Origin of the sequence: Spirillospora sp. NPDC052242, assembly GCF_040679555.1 — a bacterium.
Lineage (GTDB): Bacteria > Actinomycetota > Actinomycetes > Streptosporangiales > Streptosporangiaceae > Spirillospora.
Window position 1 is genome coordinate 119,793 of sequence record NZ_JBFAUZ010000004.1, and the last position, 20,375, is coordinate 140,167.

At 74.1% G+C, this 20,375-nt stretch carries 13 protein-coding genes; 6 read left to right on the forward strand and 7 right to left on the reverse strand.

Translation table 11 applies throughout. The features are described from left to right. Window position 1 precedes the first annotated feature (1 nt). From AB0L25_RS04945 to glf, 3 genes are read right to left on the reverse strand one after another with little or no spacing between them, the layout of a single operon-like run. Complete coding sequence (locus AB0L25_RS04945) at window positions 2–973, reverse strand: ABC transporter permease (RefSeq protein WP_500168721.1); 972 nt, start codon at window positions 971–973, stop codon at window positions 2–4. Then, window positions 970–2,994 (reverse strand): glycosyltransferase, encoded by a 2,025-nt coding sequence (locus AB0L25_RS04950; protein WP_500168723.1) that lies wholly within the window; start codon window positions 2,992–2,994, stop codon window positions 970–972. The genes AB0L25_RS04945 and AB0L25_RS04950 overlap by 4 nt, the downstream gene beginning before the upstream one ends. Then, window positions 2,991–4,163 carry a UDP-galactopyranose mutase gene (glf, locus tag AB0L25_RS04955; protein WP_500168725.1) on the reverse strand — a complete coding sequence of 391 codons (1,173 nt, stop codon included), beginning with the start codon at window positions 4,161–4,163 and terminating at the stop codon, window positions 2,991–2,993. Before glf ends, AB0L25_RS04950 begins: the two co-directional genes overlap by 4 nt. 148 nt (window positions 4,164–4,311) lie before the next feature. On the opposite strand from glf, the gene AB0L25_RS04960 reads away from it, so the two are divergent. Genes AB0L25_RS04960 through AB0L25_RS04975 form a run of 4 tightly spaced genes read left to right on the forward strand, consistent with a single transcriptional unit; the run spans window position 4,312 to window position 9,439 of the window. Continuing rightward, the gene (locus AB0L25_RS04960; protein WP_500168727.1) at window positions 4,312–5,646 is read left to right on the forward strand and encodes a hypothetical protein; all 1,335 of its coding nucleotides are present in this window, start codon (window positions 4,312–4,314) and stop codon (window positions 5,644–5,646) included. 22 nt (window positions 5,647–5,668) lie between these two features. Beyond that, window positions 5,669–6,916: a hypothetical protein gene (locus AB0L25_RS04965; RefSeq protein WP_500168728.1), complete on the forward strand. Its 1,248-nt coding sequence runs from the start codon at window positions 5,669–5,671 to the stop codon at window positions 6,914–6,916. Then, complete coding sequence (locus tag AB0L25_RS04970; protein WP_500168730.1) at window positions 6,913–7,902, forward strand: glycosyltransferase; 990 nt, start codon at window positions 6,913–6,915, stop codon at window positions 7,900–7,902. Before AB0L25_RS04965 ends, AB0L25_RS04970 begins: the two co-directional genes overlap by 4 nt. After that, window positions 7,865–9,439: a glycosyltransferase family 39 protein gene (locus tag AB0L25_RS04975; RefSeq protein ID WP_500168732.1), complete on the forward strand. Its 1,575-nt coding sequence runs from the start codon at window positions 7,865–7,867 to the stop codon at window positions 9,437–9,439. Before AB0L25_RS04970 ends, AB0L25_RS04975 begins: the two co-directional genes overlap by 38 nt. Window positions 9,440–9,449: 10 nt before the next feature. On the opposite strand, the gene AB0L25_RS04980 is transcribed toward AB0L25_RS04975, so the two are convergent. Next, window positions 9,450–10,922, reverse strand: a complete 1,473-nt coding sequence (locus AB0L25_RS04980; RefSeq protein WP_500168734.1) for a family 43 glycosylhydrolase — start codon at window positions 10,920–10,922, stop codon at window positions 9,450–9,452. 137 nt (window positions 10,923–11,059) lie between these two features. Between AB0L25_RS04980 and AB0L25_RS04985 the strand changes: the two genes are divergently transcribed. Beyond that, window positions 11,060–12,565, forward strand: coding sequence for a sulfatase family protein (locus tag AB0L25_RS04985; RefSeq protein ID WP_500168736.1), 1,506 nt, complete (start codon window positions 11,060–11,062; stop codon window positions 12,563–12,565). A gap of 187 nt (window positions 12,566–12,752) precedes the next feature. Next, entirely contained in the window at window positions 12,753–16,079 is a 3,327-nt protein-coding gene (locus tag AB0L25_RS04990) for a WD40/YVTN/BNR-like repeat-containing protein (protein WP_500168737.1), read from the forward strand. A gap of 96 nt (window positions 16,080–16,175) precedes the next feature. Here the strand turns inward: AB0L25_RS04990 and AB0L25_RS04995 are convergent, their stop codons facing one another. The 3 genes from AB0L25_RS04995 to AB0L25_RS05005 form a co-directional block, all read right to left on the reverse strand. Further along, window positions 16,176–17,147 carry a glycosyltransferase gene (locus AB0L25_RS04995; RefSeq protein ID WP_500168739.1) on the reverse strand — a complete coding sequence of 324 codons (972 nt, stop codon included), beginning with the start codon at window positions 17,145–17,147 and terminating at the stop codon, window positions 16,176–16,178. A gap of 217 nt (window positions 17,148–17,364) precedes the next feature. Continuing rightward, complete coding sequence (locus AB0L25_RS05000) at window positions 17,365–18,795, reverse strand: LCP family protein (protein ID WP_500168741.1); 1,431 nt, start codon at window positions 18,793–18,795, stop codon at window positions 17,365–17,367. Window positions 18,796–18,853: 58 nt separating this feature from the next. After that, window positions 18,854–20,053, reverse strand: coding sequence for an acyltransferase family protein (locus AB0L25_RS05005; protein ID WP_500168743.1), 1,200 nt, complete (start codon window positions 20,051–20,053; stop codon window positions 18,854–18,856). Between the last annotated feature and the right edge of the window lie 322 nt (window positions 20,054–20,375).

Below are 20,375 nucleotides of genomic sequence, written 5' to 3' on the forward strand. Positions count from 1 at the left end.
TCTACAGCTCCTGGGCGAAACGCGTCTGCATGCGGGCGAACGCCGCGCGTCCGATGAGGAACACCAGCAGGCTGACCGCGAGGGAGATCCCGGCGTGCAGGTACAGGTCGGGCGGCAGCGCGAAGTCCCCGCGCGTCCCGGGCATCCAGAACGCCTTCTGGAACAGGGACACGGCGCTGACCAGCGGGTTCGAGAGGTAGACGTCGAGCACCCAGGCGGGGGCGTGGGTCTGCACGTGCGTCCACGGGTAGATCATCGGGACCGACCAGGTGATCACGAGCATCGAGATGTCCACGACCTGCTCGAGGTCGCGGAAGAACACGTTGACGGCGGCGCACAGCAGCCCGAGGCCGAGCCCGAGCGTCACGATGATCGAGAACCCGAGGACGGCGGCGGCGAGGCCGCCCGGCGTCGGCCGCCAGCCCGCGGCGATCGCGCCGCACAGCAGGATCAGCATGCCGGGCACGAAGTGCACGAGCGAGACGAGCACCGACGCCGACGGGAACAGCTCGCGGGGCAGGAACACCTTGCGGATCAGCGCCGCGTTGCCGGTGACCGAGCGGGTCGTCGAGTGGATCGTCTCGGTGAACAGGTGGATGAGGACCATCCCCGAGAACAGGTAGATCGGGAAGTCCTCGATCGCGCGGTCCATCCCGAGGAACACGCCGACGACGAAGAAGTACACGGAGAAGTGCACGCCGGGCCGGACGTACGACCAGCCGAGCCCGAGCAGCGAGCCCTTGTAGCGCGCCCGCAGCTCGCGCCGGACGAGCAGCCGCAGCAGGTACTTGTGCCGGAGGGTCTGCCGCAGCCCGCCGTCCCCGCCCGGCGGGCGCAGCCCCGGGTCGGGCGGGACGGGCGACGCGCGGTGCCGCCCGGACACGCGGTCGCCGCCCGGGACGTCCGCACCGGCATGGTTCGCGACCGGGAGGCCGGGACGTCCCGGGTGGTTCGCGGTGGGGCGGGCCGTCATCGGCGCCCGGCCCCCGGCCCGTCCGGACCGCCGGACGGCTCGGACGCCTCGAACGTGCGGCGCCACGCGTCCGGCGACGCCAGTTCGTCCATCGCGGACCGGTAGCGGGCGCTCAGCTGCGGCCACTCGCGGCTGAGCCGGGCGTGCAGCAGCGACGTGCGCCTGAGGATCCGCTTGAACCGCTCGGGGTCGCGCTGGTACCAGGCGACCTTCGTGCCGTCGGCGGACGACACGAGCGCGCTGTCGAACTTCGACAGCAGCCCCCAGTGCCGGTCGATGTGCGGGATGACGGTCTGCGGGTTGCCGTGCGCGGCCGGGTCGACGGGCCGGAGCTGCTTGACGGCGCCGAGCATCGCGGTCGCGAGCACGTTCACCCGCCCTGCCGGCGGCTTGGGCGTCCGCCCGCGCTTCGGCGGCCGGTTGGTGCGGACCTGCGGGAACTCCTCGTGGCTCGGCCGGTTCTGCGCGTCGGGGAACGCGGCGCGGAACGCGTTGACGTCGGCGAGCTTGGTGCGGATCCCGGCGTGCATGTGCTCGGGGCCGGTCAGCACGTCCTCGATCGCGGAGAGCATCAGCTCGGCGGTGGAGTACTGCATGGCGAGGGCGTGCTTCACCGAGATGATGTAGCTCTCCTTCACCAGGTTGCCGCCCCGCTCGTACGGGGAGTGCAGCAGCGCGGTGACGAGCCGGTTCCGCTCGTGGAAGTACGCCTGCCAGTCGATGGCGTCGTCCTTGTCCTGCCAGGGGACGTGCCAGGCGGCCATGCCGGGCAGCGACACGGTGGGGAACCCGGCCGCGCCGGCGCGGACGCAGTACTCGGCGTCGTCCCACTTGATGAACATCGGCATCGACAGGCCGATCTTGCGGACGACGTCGGTGGGGATGAGGCACATCCACCAGCCGTTGTAGTCGACGTCGACGCGGCGGTGCAGCCACGGCGTCTTCAGCAGCCCGCCGGAGCTGGTCTTCGGCTTCGCGTCCGGGTCGAGGGTCTGCGCGGGCGGGAGCGCGAAGTCGTGCTCGCGGCGGGTGTGCTCGGCCTCCTCCCACCACCACCGGTACTTCGCGATGACCTCGCCGTACGCGTGCAGCTGGGAGCGGATGTACAGGTTGAACATGTGCCCGCCGACGATGGTCGGGGTGCGGGCGAAGTCGCCGAACGCGACGGCGCGCAGGATCCCCTCGGTCTCGGTGACGACGTCGTCGTCGAGGAGCAGCACGTAGTCGCTGGCGCCGGACCGGAGCGTCTCGTCCATCGCGCGGGAGAACCCGCCGGACCCGCCGAGGTTCGGCTGCTCGATGAGCCGCAGCCGGGACCCGAGGCCCGCGGCCGCCGCCGCGTACCGGTCGTCGTCGCGGACCTTCTGGTCCCCCTGGTCGACGACGAAGATCTCGTCGACGACGTCGAGGACCTCGGGCGCGGCGCCGAGCGCGACGAGCTGGTCGACGCAGAAGTTCGGCCGGTTGAAGGTGGTGATGCCGAGGCTGACGCGGCCCTGCCGGACGTGCCCGGGCTCGGCGCACCAGTCGGCGCGTTCGAGGACGGCGTCGCGCTCGCCCGCGAGGACGTCCATCCAGTACCAGCCGCCGTCGATGAACGGGCTCAGCGTCAGCCGGAACGTCTCCTCGTGGGAGTCGTCGCTGTCGACCCGGACGGACGCGACGCGCGACACGTGCCCCTTCGCGCTCGACCGGTAGACGATGACGTTCGCCTGCCCGCGCACGCGGACCCGCAGGAACACCTCGTCCACCGACGTCCAGCGGCGCCAGTAGCTCGCGGGGAACGCGTTGAAGTACGTCGCGAACGACACGCGCCGCCCGACCGGGACGACGACGCTGCGGCGCCCGACGATGTCGGCGCCCCCGCCGTCGGCCTCGGCGGCGGCCTCGGCGGCGAACGCCTCGGCGCCGCGCCCGATCTCCCCTTCGACGTACAGCTTCAGGACGTCCAGGTCGCGGTCCACCGGCAGCACGACCCGCTGCAGGACCCGCAGGTGGTCATGGGCTCCCATGTCGCTCATTCGTCTGCACCTCCACTGATGAGACGCGAACCCTCGGCGAAATGGGGACGCAGTCGGTTGTCGACCATGCCGAGCGCGCTCGCGATGGCCATGTGCATGTCCAGGTACTGGTAGGTGCCGAGCCGCCCGCCGAACAGGACGCCGTCCTCGGCGGCGGCGAGCTTGCGGTAGGCGCGGAGCTTCTCGCGGTCGCCGGGGGTGTTGATGGGGTAGTACGGCTCGTCGCCGCGCTCGGCGAACCGCGAGTACTCCCGCATGATGACCGTCCGGTCGGACGGGTAGCGGTCGCGGCGCTCGGGGTGGAAGTGGCGGAACTCGTGGATGCGCGTGTACGGGACGTCCTGGTCGGCGTAGTTCATCACCGGGGTGCCCTGGAAGTCGCCGGTGTTCGCGATCTCCATCTCGAAGTCGAGGGTGCGCCAGCCGAGCTCGCCCTCCGCGTGGCCGAAGTAGGCGTCGAGGGGGCCGGTGTAGACGACCGGGACGTTCCCGACGACGTCGTCGCGCAGGTCGAAGAAGTCGGTGTTCAGCCGCACCTCGATGTTCGGGTGGTCGGCCATCCGCTCCAGCCAGGCCGTGTAGCCGTCGACCGGGAGGCCCTCGTAGGTGTCGTTGAAGTACCGGTTGTCGAACGTGTACCGGACGGGCAGCCGCGTGATGATCTCGGGCGGGAGGTCGCGCGGGTCGGTCTGCCACTGCTTGGCCGTGTAGCCGCGGATGAACGCCTCGTACAGCGGGCGCCCGATCAGCGAGATCGCCTTCTCCTCCAGGTTCGCCGGGTCGGTGACCTCGGCGGCCTGCTCGGCGATCAGCGCGCGCGCCTCGTCCGGGGTGAACGCCCGGCCGAAGTACTCGCAGACGGTGCCGAGGTTGATCGGCATCGGGTAGATCCGGTCGCGGTACCGGGAGTACACGTGGTGCCGGTAGCCGGTGAAGGCGGTGAAGCGGTTGACGTACTCCCAGACCCGCTCGTTGGAGGTGTGGAACAGGTGGGCGCCGTAGCGGTGGATCTCGATGCCGGTCTCCGGCTCGTCCTCGCTGTAGGCGTTCCCTCCGATGTGGTCGCGCCGGTCCAGGACCAGCACGCGCAGGCCCAGGTCTGCCGCGCAGCGTTCGGCGACGGTCAGCCCGAACAGCCCGCTGCCGGCCACCACGAGATCAACGTTCATACAGGGGGGCGTCCATCCGGCGGGGGGTGTTTGCAGAACCCGGTGTGCGGGACCCGCTGCACGTGGGTCGTCAGCCGGTCCGTTGGTACAGATTGGGGCTAAGATACCCGGGGTTCGATCGATACCGGTGCAGGAATCAAGGAACACGGTGATCTCGTCCCATTCCGGACGTGCCGAGCGGGGTAGCCGCCCGGCGGTCTTCCTGCATGTCGGGGCGGCGAAGAGCGGCACGACGTACCTGCAGCAGATCCTGTGGCACAACCGGCACCGGCTGCGCGAGCACGGCGTCCTGTATCCGGGCGCCGACCAGGCCGCGCACGTCCGCGCCGCGTTCGACCTGCGGCACACGTTCTTCTCCGGCGCGTCCGACCCGTCCGTCCCGGGGTCGTGGCGGCGGCTCGTGGACGAGTGCCGCGACTGGGGCCGCGACGCGATCATCTCGCAGGAGCTGTTCGCGCCCGCCCGCATGAAGTACGTGCGGCGCGCGCTGACCGATCTGAGCTTCGCCGACGTCCACGTGGTGTTCACCGTCCGGGACCTCGCGCGGCAGATCCCGGCGCACTGGCAGGAGGACGTCAAGAACCGGTTCGACACCTCGTTCTCGGAGTTCGTCGCGACGCTCAAGCAGCCCGACCGCAACGCCTTCGAGATGTCGCGGCTGTTCTGGGGACTGCAGGACCCGGTGGACGTCCTGCGCCGCTGGGGCGGGACGCTGCCGCGCGAGCGGGTCCACGTGGTGACGCTGCCGCGCCCGGGGGCGCCCCGCGACCTGCTGTGGCGGCGGTTCTGCGAGGCGGTCCGGCTCGACCCGGACGCCTACGACCTCGCCGCCCCGTTCGACAACCCGTCGCTCGGCCTCGCCGAGACCCAGTGGCTGCTGCGGCTCAACCGGGCCCTCGACCGCGAGCGGGTGGGGTGGCACGTCCACAACGCGGAGGTGAAGCTCAACCTGGCGCAGGGGGTGCTGGCGGCGCGGCCGTCGCCGGCGAAGACCGTCCTGCCCGCCGAGCACCTGCCGTGGGCGACCGAACTGGCCGTCGAGACCGTCGAGCGGCTGCGCACCGCCCGCTACGACGTCGTCGGCGACCTGTACGAGCTGATCCCGATGGTGGGGCCCGGCACCGCGAAGTGGCTGCCGCCCGCGCCCGACCCCGACGAGCCGGTCTGGGCCGACGTCGCGGACGTCGGCCTGGACGCGGTCGCCACGCTGCTGGGCCGGCTCCGCGACGCCGAGGACCGCGCCGCGCGGGTCGCCGGGCCGGACGTGCCCGTCGCCGAGCGGCTCGCCGAGATGGGCGCGGACGCCGCGCTGCTGCGGGAGGTGACGGGCGTGCTGGCCGAGGAGTCCGTGCCGCGGACGGTCCGCGCGATGCGGGAGGTCGGGGAGCGTTACCCGGCCGTCCGGGGGCAGCTGCGCGGCGCCTACCGGCTGCTGCAGGACATCGCCGCCCGCGCCGACGCCGACCCGGACGCGAACCGCTGACCGAGCACGACCCGAGCAGGACATGAGCACCGACCGACACGAGCACGAGGTGAACCGGCAGATGGCAGAGAGCGGGGACGCGCGCAAGGCCGTCTACCTGCACGTCGGCGCGCCGACCGCGGGGGCGGCGTTCCTGCACCGGGCGCTGTGGGCGAACCGGCGGCGGCTCGCCGACGCCGGTGTCGGGCATCCGGTCACCGGGCCGAACGAGCACTTCGGCGCCGTCATGGACCTGCGGGAGATGAGCTGGGGCGGGCACCGCGACCCGGCTTGGGAGGGCGCGTGGGACCGGGTGGCGAAGCGGGCCCGCGAGTGGGACGGCCCCACGGTCGTGTTCTCGCACGGGCTGCTGGGCGGCGCGACCGCGGCGCAGGCGCGGCACGCGGTCGCGACGCTGGCGCCCGCCGACGTGCACGTGGTGTTCGCGACCCGCGACCTCGGCTGGCAGCTCATCTACGACTGGCAGGAGCAGATCCGCCACAACCACGACATCACGTTCGAGCGGTTCGTGGACGACCTGGTCGAGTTCGGCATCGACGCGCCCGAACCGTTCGGGCCGATGTTCTGGGGGCTGCACGACCCGGTCCGGGTGCTGAAGACCTGGGAGTCGGCGGTGCCGAAGGAACGCGTGCACGTCCTCACGCTGCCCGCGCCCGGCTCCGGCCCGGACGTCCTGTGGGACCGGTTCTGCGCGCTCACCGGCATCGACCCGGCGGGCTGCGACGTCGAGGGCCTGGCGGACGACGCGCCGCTGTCGGCGGTCGAGGCGGAGCTGCTGCGGCGGCTGAACGGGCGGCTCGGCACCGCGCTGGGCGGCGACTACGAGCGCATCGTCCGCGACCACCTGATCGGGAGCGGCCTCGCCGCCGGGACCGGCCCGGCCGACCGCACGCCGATGGGCCTGCCGCCCCGGCACGCGGACTGGGCCGCCGACCGCACCCGCGCCATCGTCGCCGCGCTGCGCGAGGCCGGGTACGGGGTGTCCGGCGATCTGGAGGAGCTGACGACGTCGCGGACGCCGACCGGCGGGATGCTGCCCGGGGACGTCCCGGACGAGCTGATCGCCGCGGCGTCCATCGGGGTGTCGGCGCACCTGCTGGAACGGCTCAACGCGGTGCACGACCGGATCGGGATCGCGCACCTGCACGGGCAGCTCGCGGACGTCCGGGAGAACCTCGACCGGCTGCTGCAGGCGGCCTCGGCGCCGTCGCCGACGCTGCAGCGCGCCGCCCGCCGCGCCGCCGGGCGTCCCACCGGCAGGCGCGGATGACCGGCCGGGCGGCCCCCGGGGCGTCCGGGGTGACGGTCGCCGCGATCGTCGTCACCTACCGGCGGCGGGAGCTGCTGGCGGAGTCCCTCGCCGCCCTGGCGGCGCAGGAGCGGCCGCCCGACCGGGTCATCGTCGTCGACAACGCGTCCGACGACGGGACGGCGGCGATGGTGCGGGAGCGGTTCCCGGACGCCGACCTGCTGGTGCTGCCGCGCAACACCGGCGGCGCGGGCGGGTTCGCCGCCGGGATGGCGCACGCGCTCGCCGGGGACGCCGGCCTGCTGTGGCTGCTGGACGACGACACCGTGCCGGAGCCCGGCGCCCTGCGCGCCCTGCTCGCCGCCCGGGACCGGACGGCCGGGCCCGACGGGCCCGCGACGCTGCTGGCCAGCCGGGTGGTGTGGACGGACGGCCGCGACCACCCGATGAACACGCCGCGGCCGAAGCCGCGCGCGTCGGCGGTCGAGCGGGCTGCGGCCCGCGCGGCGGGGTGCGTCCCGATCCGGTCGGCGTCGTTCGTGTCGGTGCTGGTGGACGCCGCGGTCGTCCGCGCGCGGGGCCTGCCGGTCGCCGACTACTTCCTGTGGAACGACGACTTCGAGTTCACGACGCGGCTGCTGCGGGGGCGCCGCGGGGTGCTGTGCCCGGACAGCGTCGTCGTCCACAAGACCAGAACGTTCGGGGGTGCGGACGCCGATCCCGGCGACCGCTTCTACTACGAGGTCCGCAACAAGATCTGGCTGTTCACCGGCAGCCGCGGGCTGGCGCCGCCGGAACGCGTCCTGTACGCGGGTTCCACGGTGCGGCGCTGGTCGCGCACGTTCGCCGGCTCCTCGGACCGCGCGGTGCTGCGCCGCGCGCTCGTGCGGGGGGCGCGGGCGGGCGTGTTCGGCCGGCCGCGGCCGACCGCCGACCTGCTGCGCGAGATCGGAGTCGAGGTCCCCTCCCATGACGGCGACGCCCCACGACGTTCCCGAGGCACATGACGTTCCCCCGGCCGACGGTTCGCCGGCCGGCCCCGGACGCGCGGCGGCGCCGCGCGGGCGCGCGGCGCGGTTCGCGCACGGCCCGTTCATGCCGCTGCTCCCGGCCGCGCTGACGCTCGCGGTCTCCCTGATCGGCATCCGCCGCCCGTCGCTGTGGCTCGACGAGGCCGCGACCATCAGCATGGCGTCCCGGTCCTACGGGGACATGTTCGCCGTCTTCGACCACCTCGACCTCGTCCACGCCCTCTACTACGTGATCATGCGGCCGTGGGTGGCGGCGTTCGGGACGGGCGAGCTGGCGCTGCGGCTGCCGAGCGCCCTCGCGATGGCGGCCGCCGCCGCGGGCGTCGCCGTCCTCGCGCGGCGGCTGTACGGGACGTCCGCGGGCCTGCTCGGCGGCCTGGCGTTCGCCGTCGCCGTGCAGACGTCCCGGTGGGCGCAGGAGGGGCGCTCCTACGCGATGGTGGCGGCGGTCGCCGTGCTCGCGACGTACCTGCTCGTCCGGGGCGCCGAGCCGGACGCGCGGCGGCGGTGGCCGTGGTTCGCGGGCTACGTCCCGGCGGTCATGGCGCTGGGGTTCCTGCACCTGCACGGCGTCCTGCTGGTCGCGGCGCACGGCGCGACGCTCCTGGCGGTGCGGGCGGCGCCCGGCGTCTGGGCGCGGTGGCTCGCCGCGTCCGCGCTCGCCGCCGCGCCGCTCGTCCCGTTCGCGCTCGCCGCGCGGGACCAGACGCGGCAGGTGGAGTGGCTGCCCAAGCCGTCGTGGGACGTCGTGTGGACGCAGGTGCAGTTCGTGTGCGGGTCCCGTCCCCTCGTCGTTCCCGTGCTGGCGATCGCGGTGGTCGGCGCGGTCGCGGGGCTGCGCGCGCGGACGGGCCCGCACCGGGTGCCGCTCGCCGCCGTCGCCGTCCCGTGGCTGGTCCTGCCGACCGTGCTGCTGCTGGTCGTCTCGATGGTCGGCGACCCGATGTTCTACTACCGCTACACCGTCTACACCCTGCCCGCGCTGGGCCTGCTCGCCGGCGCGGGACTCGCGCGGCTGCTCGCCGCCGCGCCCCGCCGCGCCGACCGCGCCGCGGTGCTCGCGGTGGCCGCCGCGGCGCTCGTCGGGCCCTCCATGCAGGCGCACGACACGATCCGCCGCGAGCAGAGCCGCCCGGAGAACATGCGCAAGGCCGCGGACGCCGTCGCGGCCAACGCCCGCCCCGGCGACGCGATCGTCTACCTCGCGGGCATCGTGCGGTGGAACGCCGCCGCCTACCCGGACGCCTTCGGCCGGCTCGACGACGTGGGCATGGAGGTCGACCCGGTGGCCGCCGCGAACCTCAAGGGCCGCGACGTCCGCCCGCGCGACCTCGGGCCGAAGCTCGCGAAGTACGACCGGGTGTGGGTGATGAACCACCGGTCCCTCGACCCGCACGGCCCGATCGTCGACGACCGGGAGCGGGCCGTCCAGGCCGCCGGGCCGTGGCGTCCGGTCCGCACCTGGACGTTCCGGGGCGGGTGGCTCGTCCTGTTCGAGCGCACCGGCCGCTGAACGCGCGCCCCTACCGGACCTCCAGGAAGTCGATCTGCCCCTTGCCCGCGGGACGTCCGGGGCCGGAGAGGCGGCGCAGCGCGAGCGTGTTCCAGCCGCCGCCAAGTTGCACCTGCGCCGTGGCGGACGTCCAGTCGGCGCCCTCGGTCGCGGCCAGCCGCACCGACGCCGCCGCCGTCCCGTTCACGGCGAACTGCAGGTCGGACTCGGCGCCGGACCGGTTCGCGTACTGCAGCCGCACCGTGTACTGCCCGGCGACGGGCGCGAACACCCGCAGGTCCACGGCGCAGTCGTCGCGGGCGAACGGGCCCGCCGCCTTGCCGCCGGACGCGTTCGGGCGCGGCAGCGCGGACACGCAGCCGTTCAGCCGTCCCGCCTCCACCTCGTAGCGGGCGGTCACGCCCCGCACGGCCGGCCGCGCCCCGTCCCAGCCGAGCGGCGCCACGTACATGGGGCGCGTCACCTTCGACCCGCCGTGGTACTCGGTGATGCCGTGGAACAGCAGGTAGTCGCCGGTGCCGTCGCTGAGGACGTCCGCGCTGCCCGGCCCCTCGACCTTCCCGCCGTACAGGTCCGTCGTCTGGATGGGCGCGGGCCCCTTCTCGTACGGGCCCCAGACCGACGACGCCACCGCGTACCGGGTCTGGTAGTTCGACTCGAAGTACCAGCCCGCCGAGTAGAACAGCACGTACTTGCCGCCCCGCTTCACGAGGTCGGGCGCCTCCACCAGGACGGGCTCGTCGCCGCTGCGGCCGAGGATGCGGGTCGCGGGCGCGGCCAGTTCCAGCCCGTCGGACGTCAGCTGCACGAGGTAGATCGCGGCGGTCGCGCGGGCGTCGCTCTTGTACAGCAGGAAGCGGGTCCCGTCGTCCTCGATGAACGACGCCGCGTCGATGGCGCCGCCGAGGTCCTCGGGGCAGATCAGCGGGTCGCCGTCGCGCGGGACGAACGGCCCCGCGGGCGACGTCGCGGTCGCGATGCCGATGCACTGGACGTCCGCGTCCCTGCGGCGGGCCGTGAAGTACAGCAGGTACGGGTCGCCCTGCCGCTGCGGCGCCACCACCTCCGGCGCCCACGTCCAGCCCGCCTCGGCCCAGGCCGGCAGGCGGGCGAGGCCGTCGCCGGGCGAGCGGGTCCACGGCCCGGCGGGCGCGGGCGCGGTCGCGACCGGCATCATCGCGTCGCCGCCGTTGGTGCCGTAGGCGAAGTAGGTGTCGCCCACCTTGATGGCGGCGGGGTCGGCGAAGGAGTCGTCGAGGACGGGTTCGGTCGGCGAGTACCCGGGCGGCAGAATCGGCGCGGCCGTCCCGGCCGGGCTCGGCGCGGGCGCGCTCGACGTGGCCCGCGCCTCCGGCTCGCGGCCGTCCGGCCCGCACGACGCCGCGAGGCCCACGACCAGCGCGAGCGCACCGCTGACGGCCGCACCGACGAACAGCGGCGTCAGCGGTCCACGCGCCCGCGGCGCCCCGCCCGTCCTCCACATCACCTCGCATCATGCCAACAACCGGCACACGACGGCGAACCACCACTCGGCACGCGAATCACCCGGTGGCCGATTACGCTTGGCCCCGGCGGCTGAGACCGGGGCGCCGGAACCGAGGGCACGAGGAGTGGCCGACTTTGTTCGAGAGAAGCCGGCTCGGGCGCGGTGTGCCCGCCGCCCTGCTCGTGCTCTCCATGCTGGTGCTGAGCGGCTGCTTCGGCTTCCCGCAGAAGGAGAGCGGCCCGGCGCGGAAGAAGGCCCCGGCCGCGAAGCCGAACATCGTGTTCGTCCTGACCGACGACCTCTCCTGGAAGCTCGTTGCGCACATGCCGCAGGTGCAGAAGATGCAGGCGGAGGGCGTCACGTTCGACAACTTCCTCGTCGCCGACTCGCTCTGCTGCACGTCCCGCGCCACCTTCTTCACCGGGCAGTACCCGCACAACACCAACGTCCGCACGAACTTCCCGCCGCTCGGCGGCTACGGCGTCTTCCAGCGGGAGGGCGGCGAGCAGAAGTCGTTCGCGGCCGGCCTGCAGAAGGCCGGGTACCGGACCGCGATGCTCGGCAAGTACATGAACGGCTACCAGCCGCAGGACCCCGGCACCGGCTCGACGAACGTCCCGCCGGGCTGGAGCGAGTGGTACGTCGGCGGGAACGGCTACCCGGAGTTCGGCTACAACCTGAACGAGAACGGCCGCATCGTCCACTACGGCGAGGAGCCGCAGGACTACATGACGGACGTCCTCTCCTACAAGAGCCTCGACTTCATCAAGCGCTCGCACGCCTCCGGGCAGCCGTTCTTCATGGAGGTCTCGACGTTCGCGCCGCACGGGCCGTTCGTCCCCGCGCCCCGGCACGCCGCGCTGTTCCCGAACCTGAAGGCGCCCCGCACCCCGGCGTTCAACGAGGGCGACGTCGGCGACAAGCCCGCGTGGCTGCGGCTGCACAAGAAGCTCGGCCCGCGCCAGATCGAGCGGATCGACGCCGGGTTCCGCGACCGGGTCCGCATGGTGCAGTCCGTGGACGAGATGCTCGGCAAGATCCGCGCCACGGTGAAGGAACTCGGGATCGAGAAGAACACGGTGGTGGTGTTCGGGTCGGACAACGGGTTCCACATGGGCGAGCACCGGCTCGCGGGCGGCAAGATGACCCCGTACACCATGGACATCCGGGTGCCGTTCGTGTTCGTCGGCCCCGGCATCGGCGGCGGCGGGCGGGTCACGCACATCGTGCAGAACACCGACATGGCGCCCACGTTCCTCGAACTGGCCGGGGCGCCGGTGCCCGCCGCGACCGACGGCCGCTCGCTCGTCCCGTTCCTGCGCGGCGACGCCCCCGCCGACTGGCGCGACACCGCGCTGGTCGAGCACGTCAAACCGGCGTACTCCGAACTCGATCCCGACCGGCAGGACGCCCTGCCCGGCGCCCCCACGACCTACAATGCGCTTCGGACGACCGACATGCTGTACGTCGAGTACGCGGACGGCGAGCGCGAGTACTACGACCTGACCCGCGACCCCCACCACCTGTCCAACATCGCCGCGACGCTGCCCCCGGAACGACTGCGGACGCTCACCGCGCGCCTCTACGCGCTGACCAGGTGCGCGGGGAGCACGTGCGCCGCGGCGGGGCGGAGCGGCTAGGGCGATCCGGCGGGGAGTTCCGTCCCGTATGCGCCGCTATCATCGCCGGTGAGTACGGCCCCCGCGCGTACGGCATGACGGTGCAGACGGCATGACGATGCAGACCACATGACGATGCAGACCATGACGGTGCAGACGACGACGCGCATGCAGGCGGCATGCACATGACAGAGGCTGGAGTGCAGGTGTGACCGCAACCGGAACCCCGGACGACGACCACCAGGGCGGGCGGCCCGAAGCCGGACAGCCGGGCGAGGCTCCCCCGCCGCCGCAGTGGCTGAACGACGGCGAGCAGCCGAGCGGGGCCGAGCCGCTGCTGCCCGAGCCCGCACCGCTGCCGCCGTTCGGCACCCCGCTCCCGGAGGAGCCGGAAGAGGACACCAACCGCACGGTGAGCGACCTCGACCTCAGCGGGATGCGCACGCAGATCTTCAAGAAGGACGACGAGCCGGCGCCCGCCGGCGAGCCGCCGCCGCTGCCGCCGTTCCCCGGCGCGGGCGGCGACGCGGGCGACGCCGGGGAGGCCCCCGACCACACGGTCGCGGACTCCTCCGCCTGGTCGGACGACTCCGGCGCGTCCGGCGCCGGGGCGTCCGGCACCGGCACGGGCGAGGGCGACGCGACGATGATCGTCGGGCCCGAGGTCGTCGACTCCGACAAGACGATGCACGTGGGCCGGCAGCCGCCCGCGCCCCCGGTGCCGTCCCCGGCGCCGCCCGAGCCGCCCGAGCGGCCCGAGTGGGAGATTCCGGCCGACGCCACCCGCGCCGAGCAGCCGATCGAGCCGGAGACCCAGCAGATCGCCGGCTCGCAGCAGCCCGCCGCTCCCCCGCCGCCCGAGCCGTTCCCGTGGGCCCAGGAGGTGCCGGGCGCGAACGCCGCGCAGCCGTCCGCCCGGCCCCCGGCGCAGCCGCCCGCGCCCGAGCCGTTCCCGTGGGCGCAGGAGATCCCGGGCGTCCCGAGCCAGCAGCCGCCCGCGAACGGCGCCGCGCCCCACGGCCCGCCCGCGCCGGCCCCCGCGCCGGAGCCGTTCCCGTGGGCCCAGGAGATTCCCGGCGTCCCGAGCCCGCAGCCGCCCGCGCAGCCGCCCTCCCCGCAGCCGTTCCCGTACGCGCAGGAGGTCCCCGGCGCGAACGCCGGTCCCCCCGCGCCGCACGCGCCCGCGCAGCCCGGCCCCGCGTCGCCGCCGCCGCAGATCGACGAGCCGTGGCGCACGACGCCGCAGCAGAGCGCGCCCAAGAAGAAGAGAAGCAAGAAGGGCCTGCTGATCGGCGTCGCCGGGCTGGCCGCCGTCGCGATCATCGCGGGCGGCGGGTACGCGGTCGTGACGCTCGTCGGCGGCGACGACGGCCCGTCGGGCGGCGGCGACGCCAAGCTCGCCGCGGCCGCGTTCCCGGTGCCCGGGTCCGCCCAGACCGACGGACGCGACCAGGAGTTCGGCGGCGCCGCCGCGGTCGGCCAGACGGTCGTCACGGTCGGTTCGGAGGCCGGCGCGGGCGCGACCCGCGGCATCTTCCTGGTGTCGACCGACGGCGGCCGCACGTTCAAGTCCGCGACGGTCCAGGGCGCGGCGGGCAACGCGACCCCGCAGGCCGTCGGCGGCGGCCAGGCCGGCTGGGTGGCGATCGGCGCGGGCACGACCGGCGGCGCCGTCTGGACCAGTTCGGACGGTCAGAGCTGGACGCGGCAGCCCGACGCCGTCGGCCGGGTCTTCGACGGCGGCAACCGCGTCGACCGGATCGTCGCGACCGGCGGCGGCTACATCGCCATGGGCGCGACGTCCGCGAAGGGCGACTTCAGCGACGAGGAGCCGGCCGTCTGGCTGTCCACCGACGGGCGCGCCTGGGAGGCCCGCGTCGGCGACCAGATCGGCCTGAACGTCCAGAAGGCGTCGTACTCGCTGGTCGAGATCGCCGCGAGCGGCGACGTCGTCCTGCTCGAAGGGCTCATCAAGCCCGACAACAAGAAGCCCCCGCAGTACCGCAAGGTGTGGAGCTCGCAGGACGGGGGCCGCACCTGGGCGGCGTCCGAGGTGCCGGTGCCCAAGGGCAGCCGCGGCCTCATCGTCGGCGGCGGCCAGGCCGGGTTCATGGCCGTCCGCGAGATGAAGGACGGCGACACCATGTTCGGCCAGGCGTTCGTCTCCAAGGACGGGCAGAGCTGGACGAAGGCCGGGAAGATCGCCGCGGAGGGCTACCGGTCGACGAGCCGGATCGTCGGCGACGCCGGCGGCTACACGGCGCTCGTCGCGCGCGGCGGCGACGTGCTGCTGTCGCACAGCGCGGACGGCACCACGTGGAAGGCCGCGGGCACCGCGACCGCCAAGCCGGGCCGGGAGGTCACCGGCGCGGCCGTCGTGAACGGCCAGACCGTCCTCGTGGGCCGCGAGCCCGGCGGCGGCGACATGGACCCGCTGCTGGCCGTGTGGGACGCGAACGGGCAGCAGGTCCCGATCGACCTCGCGAAGATCCCCGGCGCGATCCGGCCCGACCACGCCGTGCAGGCCGTCGGCGGGTCCGACGCGCTGGCCGTCGCGGTCGGCAGCGCGTCCGGCGACGCCGCCGTGTGGACGTCCGCGGACGGCGCGGCGTGGAAGTCCGCGCAGGGCCTCGGCGCGGCGTTCACCCGCCCCGGCCCGCAGCGGCTGCTCGACGTCGCCACCGGCAAGTCCGGCTGGGTCGCCGTCGGCTACGACCAGACGGCGCCCAAGCGCGCGCTCGTCGTCTCCTCGCAGGACGGCGCCACCTGGCAGGCCGCCGACTCCGCGGCCGCGTTCCGTCCCGACGCCGAGGGGGCGCCGACCACCAGCGGCGTCGCGGCGGGCTCCGCCGGGTACGTCGTGGTCGGCACGCACGGCTACTCCGCCTCGGCCTGGTCCTCCACCGACCTGAAGACCTGGGAGAAGGGCGCTGGCACGGACGCGAACGCGCTGAAGGGCACGTCCGACGCGTTCAAGTGGATGCTGGACGTCGCCGCGCCGTCGTCGGGCTTCGTGGCCGTCGGCGGCCACCGGGACGCGCAGGGCAACCATCCGGCGGTGTGGTCGTCGGCCGACGGCAAGCAGTGGACGCTGAAGTCGCTGCCGGTGCCGAGCGGGGTCAGCGAGGCCCACCTGACGCACGTCGCGGCGAAGGGCGACACGCTCGTCGCCGCGGGCATCGCGGCGACGCAGCAGGGGCTCGTCTGGATCGGCTACACCTCGGCCGACGGCGGGAAGACGTGGAAGGACCTGCCGGCCCCCGGCGACGATCAGAAGATCAGCGTGACGGCGCTGACCGCGACGCCGGACGGGTTCGCCGCGGCGGCGAAGAGCGCCGCGTCCGGTTCGGCCGACGTGGTGTCGCTGACCTCGAAGGACGGGACGTCCTGGGAGGCGACGACGCCCGGCGGGACCGGCCTCGGCGGCGACGGCGACCAGGAGATCACCGGGCTCGCCCCGTTCAAGGAGACGGTGCTCGGCGTGGGGCAGAGCGTCGACGCGAGCGGCGCGCAGCCGGTCCTGTGGGAGCGGTGAGCGCGTAGGCGCGGCCACCCCTCGTCGAGCGGGCGGCCGCCGGACGGAACCCGTCCGGCGGCCGCCTTCGCGTTTTCGGAGGGCCCGGCGGTGCGGTCAGCGCGCGTGGTGGCCGGGCTGCTCGGGGGGCGGGGCGGACAGCGGCCACGCGGCGGGCCCGTCGTCCGGCACGGGCGGGCGGGCGTGGCGCGGGACGTACGCGCGCTTCTCCGGCTCGCCGACGTCCGGGCGTTCGAGGTTGACGCGGTCGCGTTCGCGGTTGCGGCGGTCGCCGTAGGTGGCGACGATCGCGCGGTAGAACGGCTTGCGGATCGCGGTGGGGACGAGCCGGTAGCCGCCCCGCACCACCACGTTGCGCCAGTACTGCGGCGCGCTGATGAACCCTCCGCGGCGCATCTCGCGCTGGAGGCGCAGCTCGGAGCGGAGCAGGTCGCGGCCGCCGCGGCGCTGGTAGGCGCCGTCGCCGACGCGGTAGTAGACGAGCGGTTCGGCGACGTTCACCATCCGGGCGCCCGCCGCGATCATGCGGACGAACAGCCAGTAGTCCTCCATCAGCGGCAGGTCGCCGTAGCCGCCGACGGCCCAGACGGCGCTGCGCCGGTAGACGACCGTGGGGTGGTTGAACGGGTCGTGCAGGCGGGAGTAGCGGGCGATGTCCTCGGGGTCGCTCGGCGGGATGCGGCGGCCCACGACGTCGTCGATGCCGGTGCCGAACTCCAGCAGGCCCGCGCCGACGAGGTCGGCGCCCGCTCGGACGAGCGGGACCTGGAGCTGGAAGCGGTGCGGCATGGCGACGTCGTCGGCGTCCATCCGGGCGATGATGTCGTGCCGGGCGGCCTGCAGGCCGGCGTCCAGCGCGGGCCCGAGGCCGCGGTTGTGCTCGAGGGGGACGTAGGTGACCTCGACGGGGCTGTCGGCGACGAGGTCCTTCAGGGCGGCGGCGAGGTCCGGCGCGATCGGGCCGTCCTGCACCAGGACGACCTGGTCCGGGCGGAGCGTCTGGTCGTGCACCGCACTGCGGAAGGCGTCCTTGACATACTCGGCCCGGTCACCGCCATAGACGGTCATGAGCAGAGTGAATGGCTCGGGCTGCATGCGGTCCGTTTCCGGGGTGGGGGGCCGTGACGCTGGGCAGAGCCAGGTGCGGGGAGGCGGCTCCGAGGGGGTCGGTTGGTCGGGGGGTGTGCTGCCGTCCTACATGTGACGCTTTAGTGCGGTTGGCGGTTGCCCGCGGTGAGGATACCGGGGTGACGCAGGAGACACCACGTCGCTACCGTACGTCCGGTTATCCGGCAGCGCATATGTCCTGATCTGCCCGTACTTCTCCCGCCACCTTCGGCACCGGGTTCGCGCCGCGGACCTTCGCGCCGTCCGCGCCGACGACGAGGTACACGTAGCCCGGCTTGGCCTTCTTCCACGGCTGCGGGGGGTGTCCGGGCAGCGCGACCGCGAGCCGTTCCGCGTGCCGCTTCGCGCCCTCCCCGTACAGGATCGCCGTCTTCTCGTACGTCTTGTCCGCGTTGCCGACCTTGACGACGTCGAACCCCCGGCCGGCGAGCTGCTCGGCCGTCCGCTGACCGAGCCCGGACGAGGCCGTCCCGTTGTAGACCCCGACCTTCACCTGGGCGGGCTGGACGGGCGGGGGCCCCTTCTTCGCGGGCGGCGGCTCGGGTTCGGGCACCGTGTTGTCCTCGCGGATCGCCGCGAACAGCGGCTCGGCCCGCGCCTTGTCGAACTGGACGCGGTTGCGGTCCTGCGGGTACGCCTGCACCGGGACGGTGACGAACCGGACGTTCCCGGCGCTGATCCCGCGCAGGCCGGTCGCGAGGTCCTGCATCACCGAGAGCGTCATGTCCTCGTCCGTCCGGATCGAGCTCGCGATGGCCTCGAGGAACGCGTACACCCGCCCGGGGTCGGTCAGCATGCTGCCGTCGGTGGCCTTCTTGACGATCGACGCCATGAACGCCTGCTGCCGCTTGATCCGCTCGAGGTCCGAGCCGTCGCCGAAGCCGTACCGGGTCCGGACGTACCCGAGGGCCTGCTCCCCGCGGACGGTCTGGCGCCCGGCCTCCAGGTGCAGTTCGGCCTTCGGGTCGTCGATCTTGCGCGGCACGCAGATCTCCACGCCGCCGAGCGCGTCCACGACCCGCGTGAACCCCGCGAAGTCGACCTCGACGTAGTGGTCGATGTGGATCTTCGTGAGGGCCTCGATCGTCCGCCAGGTGCAGGCCGGGCCGCCCTCGGCGAACGCCGAGTTGATCATGCCGAAGCGGCCCGGGACCGTCCGCCGGCCGGTCTCGCACTCGGGGATGGCCACCATCGAGTCGCGGGGGAAGCTGAGGCCGATCGCGCCCTTCCCGCCCGGCGAGATGTGCAGCAGGATCGTCGTGTCCGAGCGCCGCCCGGCCTCGACCCCGTACCGCGAGTTCGCGCCCTCCCGGCTGTCGGAGCCGAGGAGCAGGATGTTCGTCGCGTCGTTCAGCTTCGCGGGCCGGTTCTCCCCGAGCCGTCCCTTGACGTCCTCCCGGTCGATGCGCCCGTCCAGCCGCCGCCAGAACCCGTACGCCGTCAGGCTGCCGATCACCAGCACGGCCGACAGGACGATCGACACCCAGCCGAGGGCACGCCACGCGCGCCCCGGCGACTCCCGCATCGGCGGAGCGTCGTGGTCCGCGTCGGCGTAGGAGACGGGAGGCGGCACGGCGGCTCGCTGCATCCGTAACATTTCAGCACAGATTGGACACCCGGCACCCGCGTCACGGGAAAGTCGGGACTCAGTCCAGCGCGAAGGCCATGAAGCCCGCCGCGAGAAGCGCCGCCGCGGTCCTGCGCACCGGCCCGACGCCGCCCCACGGCGCCTCCAGCCGCCGCGCGAACGCGGCGATGACGACGAGGAGCAGGGCGAAGAACGGGATCCAGGCGAGCCGGGCCGCGACCCAGCCGGCCGTCACCGGCGCCTCGGTCAGCCCCGGGACCGGCCCGGCGAAGGACGCGGGGATCGCGGCGGCCAGCAGCGCGGTCTGGTGCCAGCACAGGATCGTCATCGCGCACAGGTTGACGACCACCACCGGCGCCCACAGCGCGGGCCGGGCGAGGACGCGCGCCAGGCGGTCGCGGAGCAGGATCGCCGCGCCGGACTGGGCGGCGGCGAGGGCCGGGACGAGCAGCGACGGCGGGTGCGAGTTCGTCCGCGCCTCGCCGGGGACCCCGACCATGGACGCCGGGTACCCGAACGCGAGCAGCAGCGTCGCGAAGAGCGCCGCGCCGCCGAGCAGCAGCACCGGCGCGCCGCGGCGGCCGATCCGCCGGTCCGCCCAGCCGACGCCGAGCTGGTAGGCGAACATCCAGCCGGGGAGCAGGTTGAGGAGGCTCAGCCAGGACGGCACCGCGTCGCCGAGCGGCCCGTAGCGGAGGAGGTCGACGGCGGCGACCCAGACCAGCAGCGGCACCGCGGCCCACGCACCGAGGCGGCGCGAGGCCGCCAGGCACACCGGGGTGAGGGCCGTGATCACCGCGTAGACGCCGACGAACCAGAGGGGCTGCACCACGAGCGTGGAGGCCGCGTGCAGCGTGGCGGCGGGCACGTCGAACCCGTGGTGCAAGATCGGCAGCAGCAGCGCCCACACCGCGGTGACGCCCAGGACCGGACGTCCCAGGCGCTTCATGCGCGCGGCGAGCCAGGCGCGGGGCGGGCCCTCGTGGCGGCGGTAGGAGAGCGCCGACGCGTAGCCGCCGACCAGGAAGAAGATCCCCAGCGTCTGCAGGAACCAGGAGGCCGGGGCGAGCCCGCCGAACGTGCTCAGCGGGCTCGCGTTGCGCAGCCCGCCGTCCGCGCCGAGGGTGAACCCGCCGACGAGCCAGTGGCCGACGGGCACGGTCAGCAGCGCGAGCGCGCGCAGCCCGTCGATGGCGCGGTCGCGGTGCGCGGGGGTCCGCGCGTCGAGGTCACCGACCGCGGCGGCCAAGGTCCTCATCGGCGCTCGCCCCCGGGGGCGGCGGTCCTTGCATGGCGACGCATCGGGCGTCCCTCCTTCAGTTGTCGTCCTACCTCGGCAGGGCACAGAAAGGAAGGTACGAACGCGACATTCGAGGCGACTTCCCCCCTGGAGGGTCGAGTCGATCTACGCCCCGAGAGGGTCCCCGCGCCGGGCCGGGAGGGGCGCGGACGGACGGGCGCGGCGGCGGCGAGCGGCCTGATCGGCCCCGGCGGGGCGCAGGGGCGACGGCGGGGGTACGGGCCCTGCCCCGCATCACTCCGGAGGGGCAGGACGGGCCGCCCCCTGGGAGGGTCGCGGC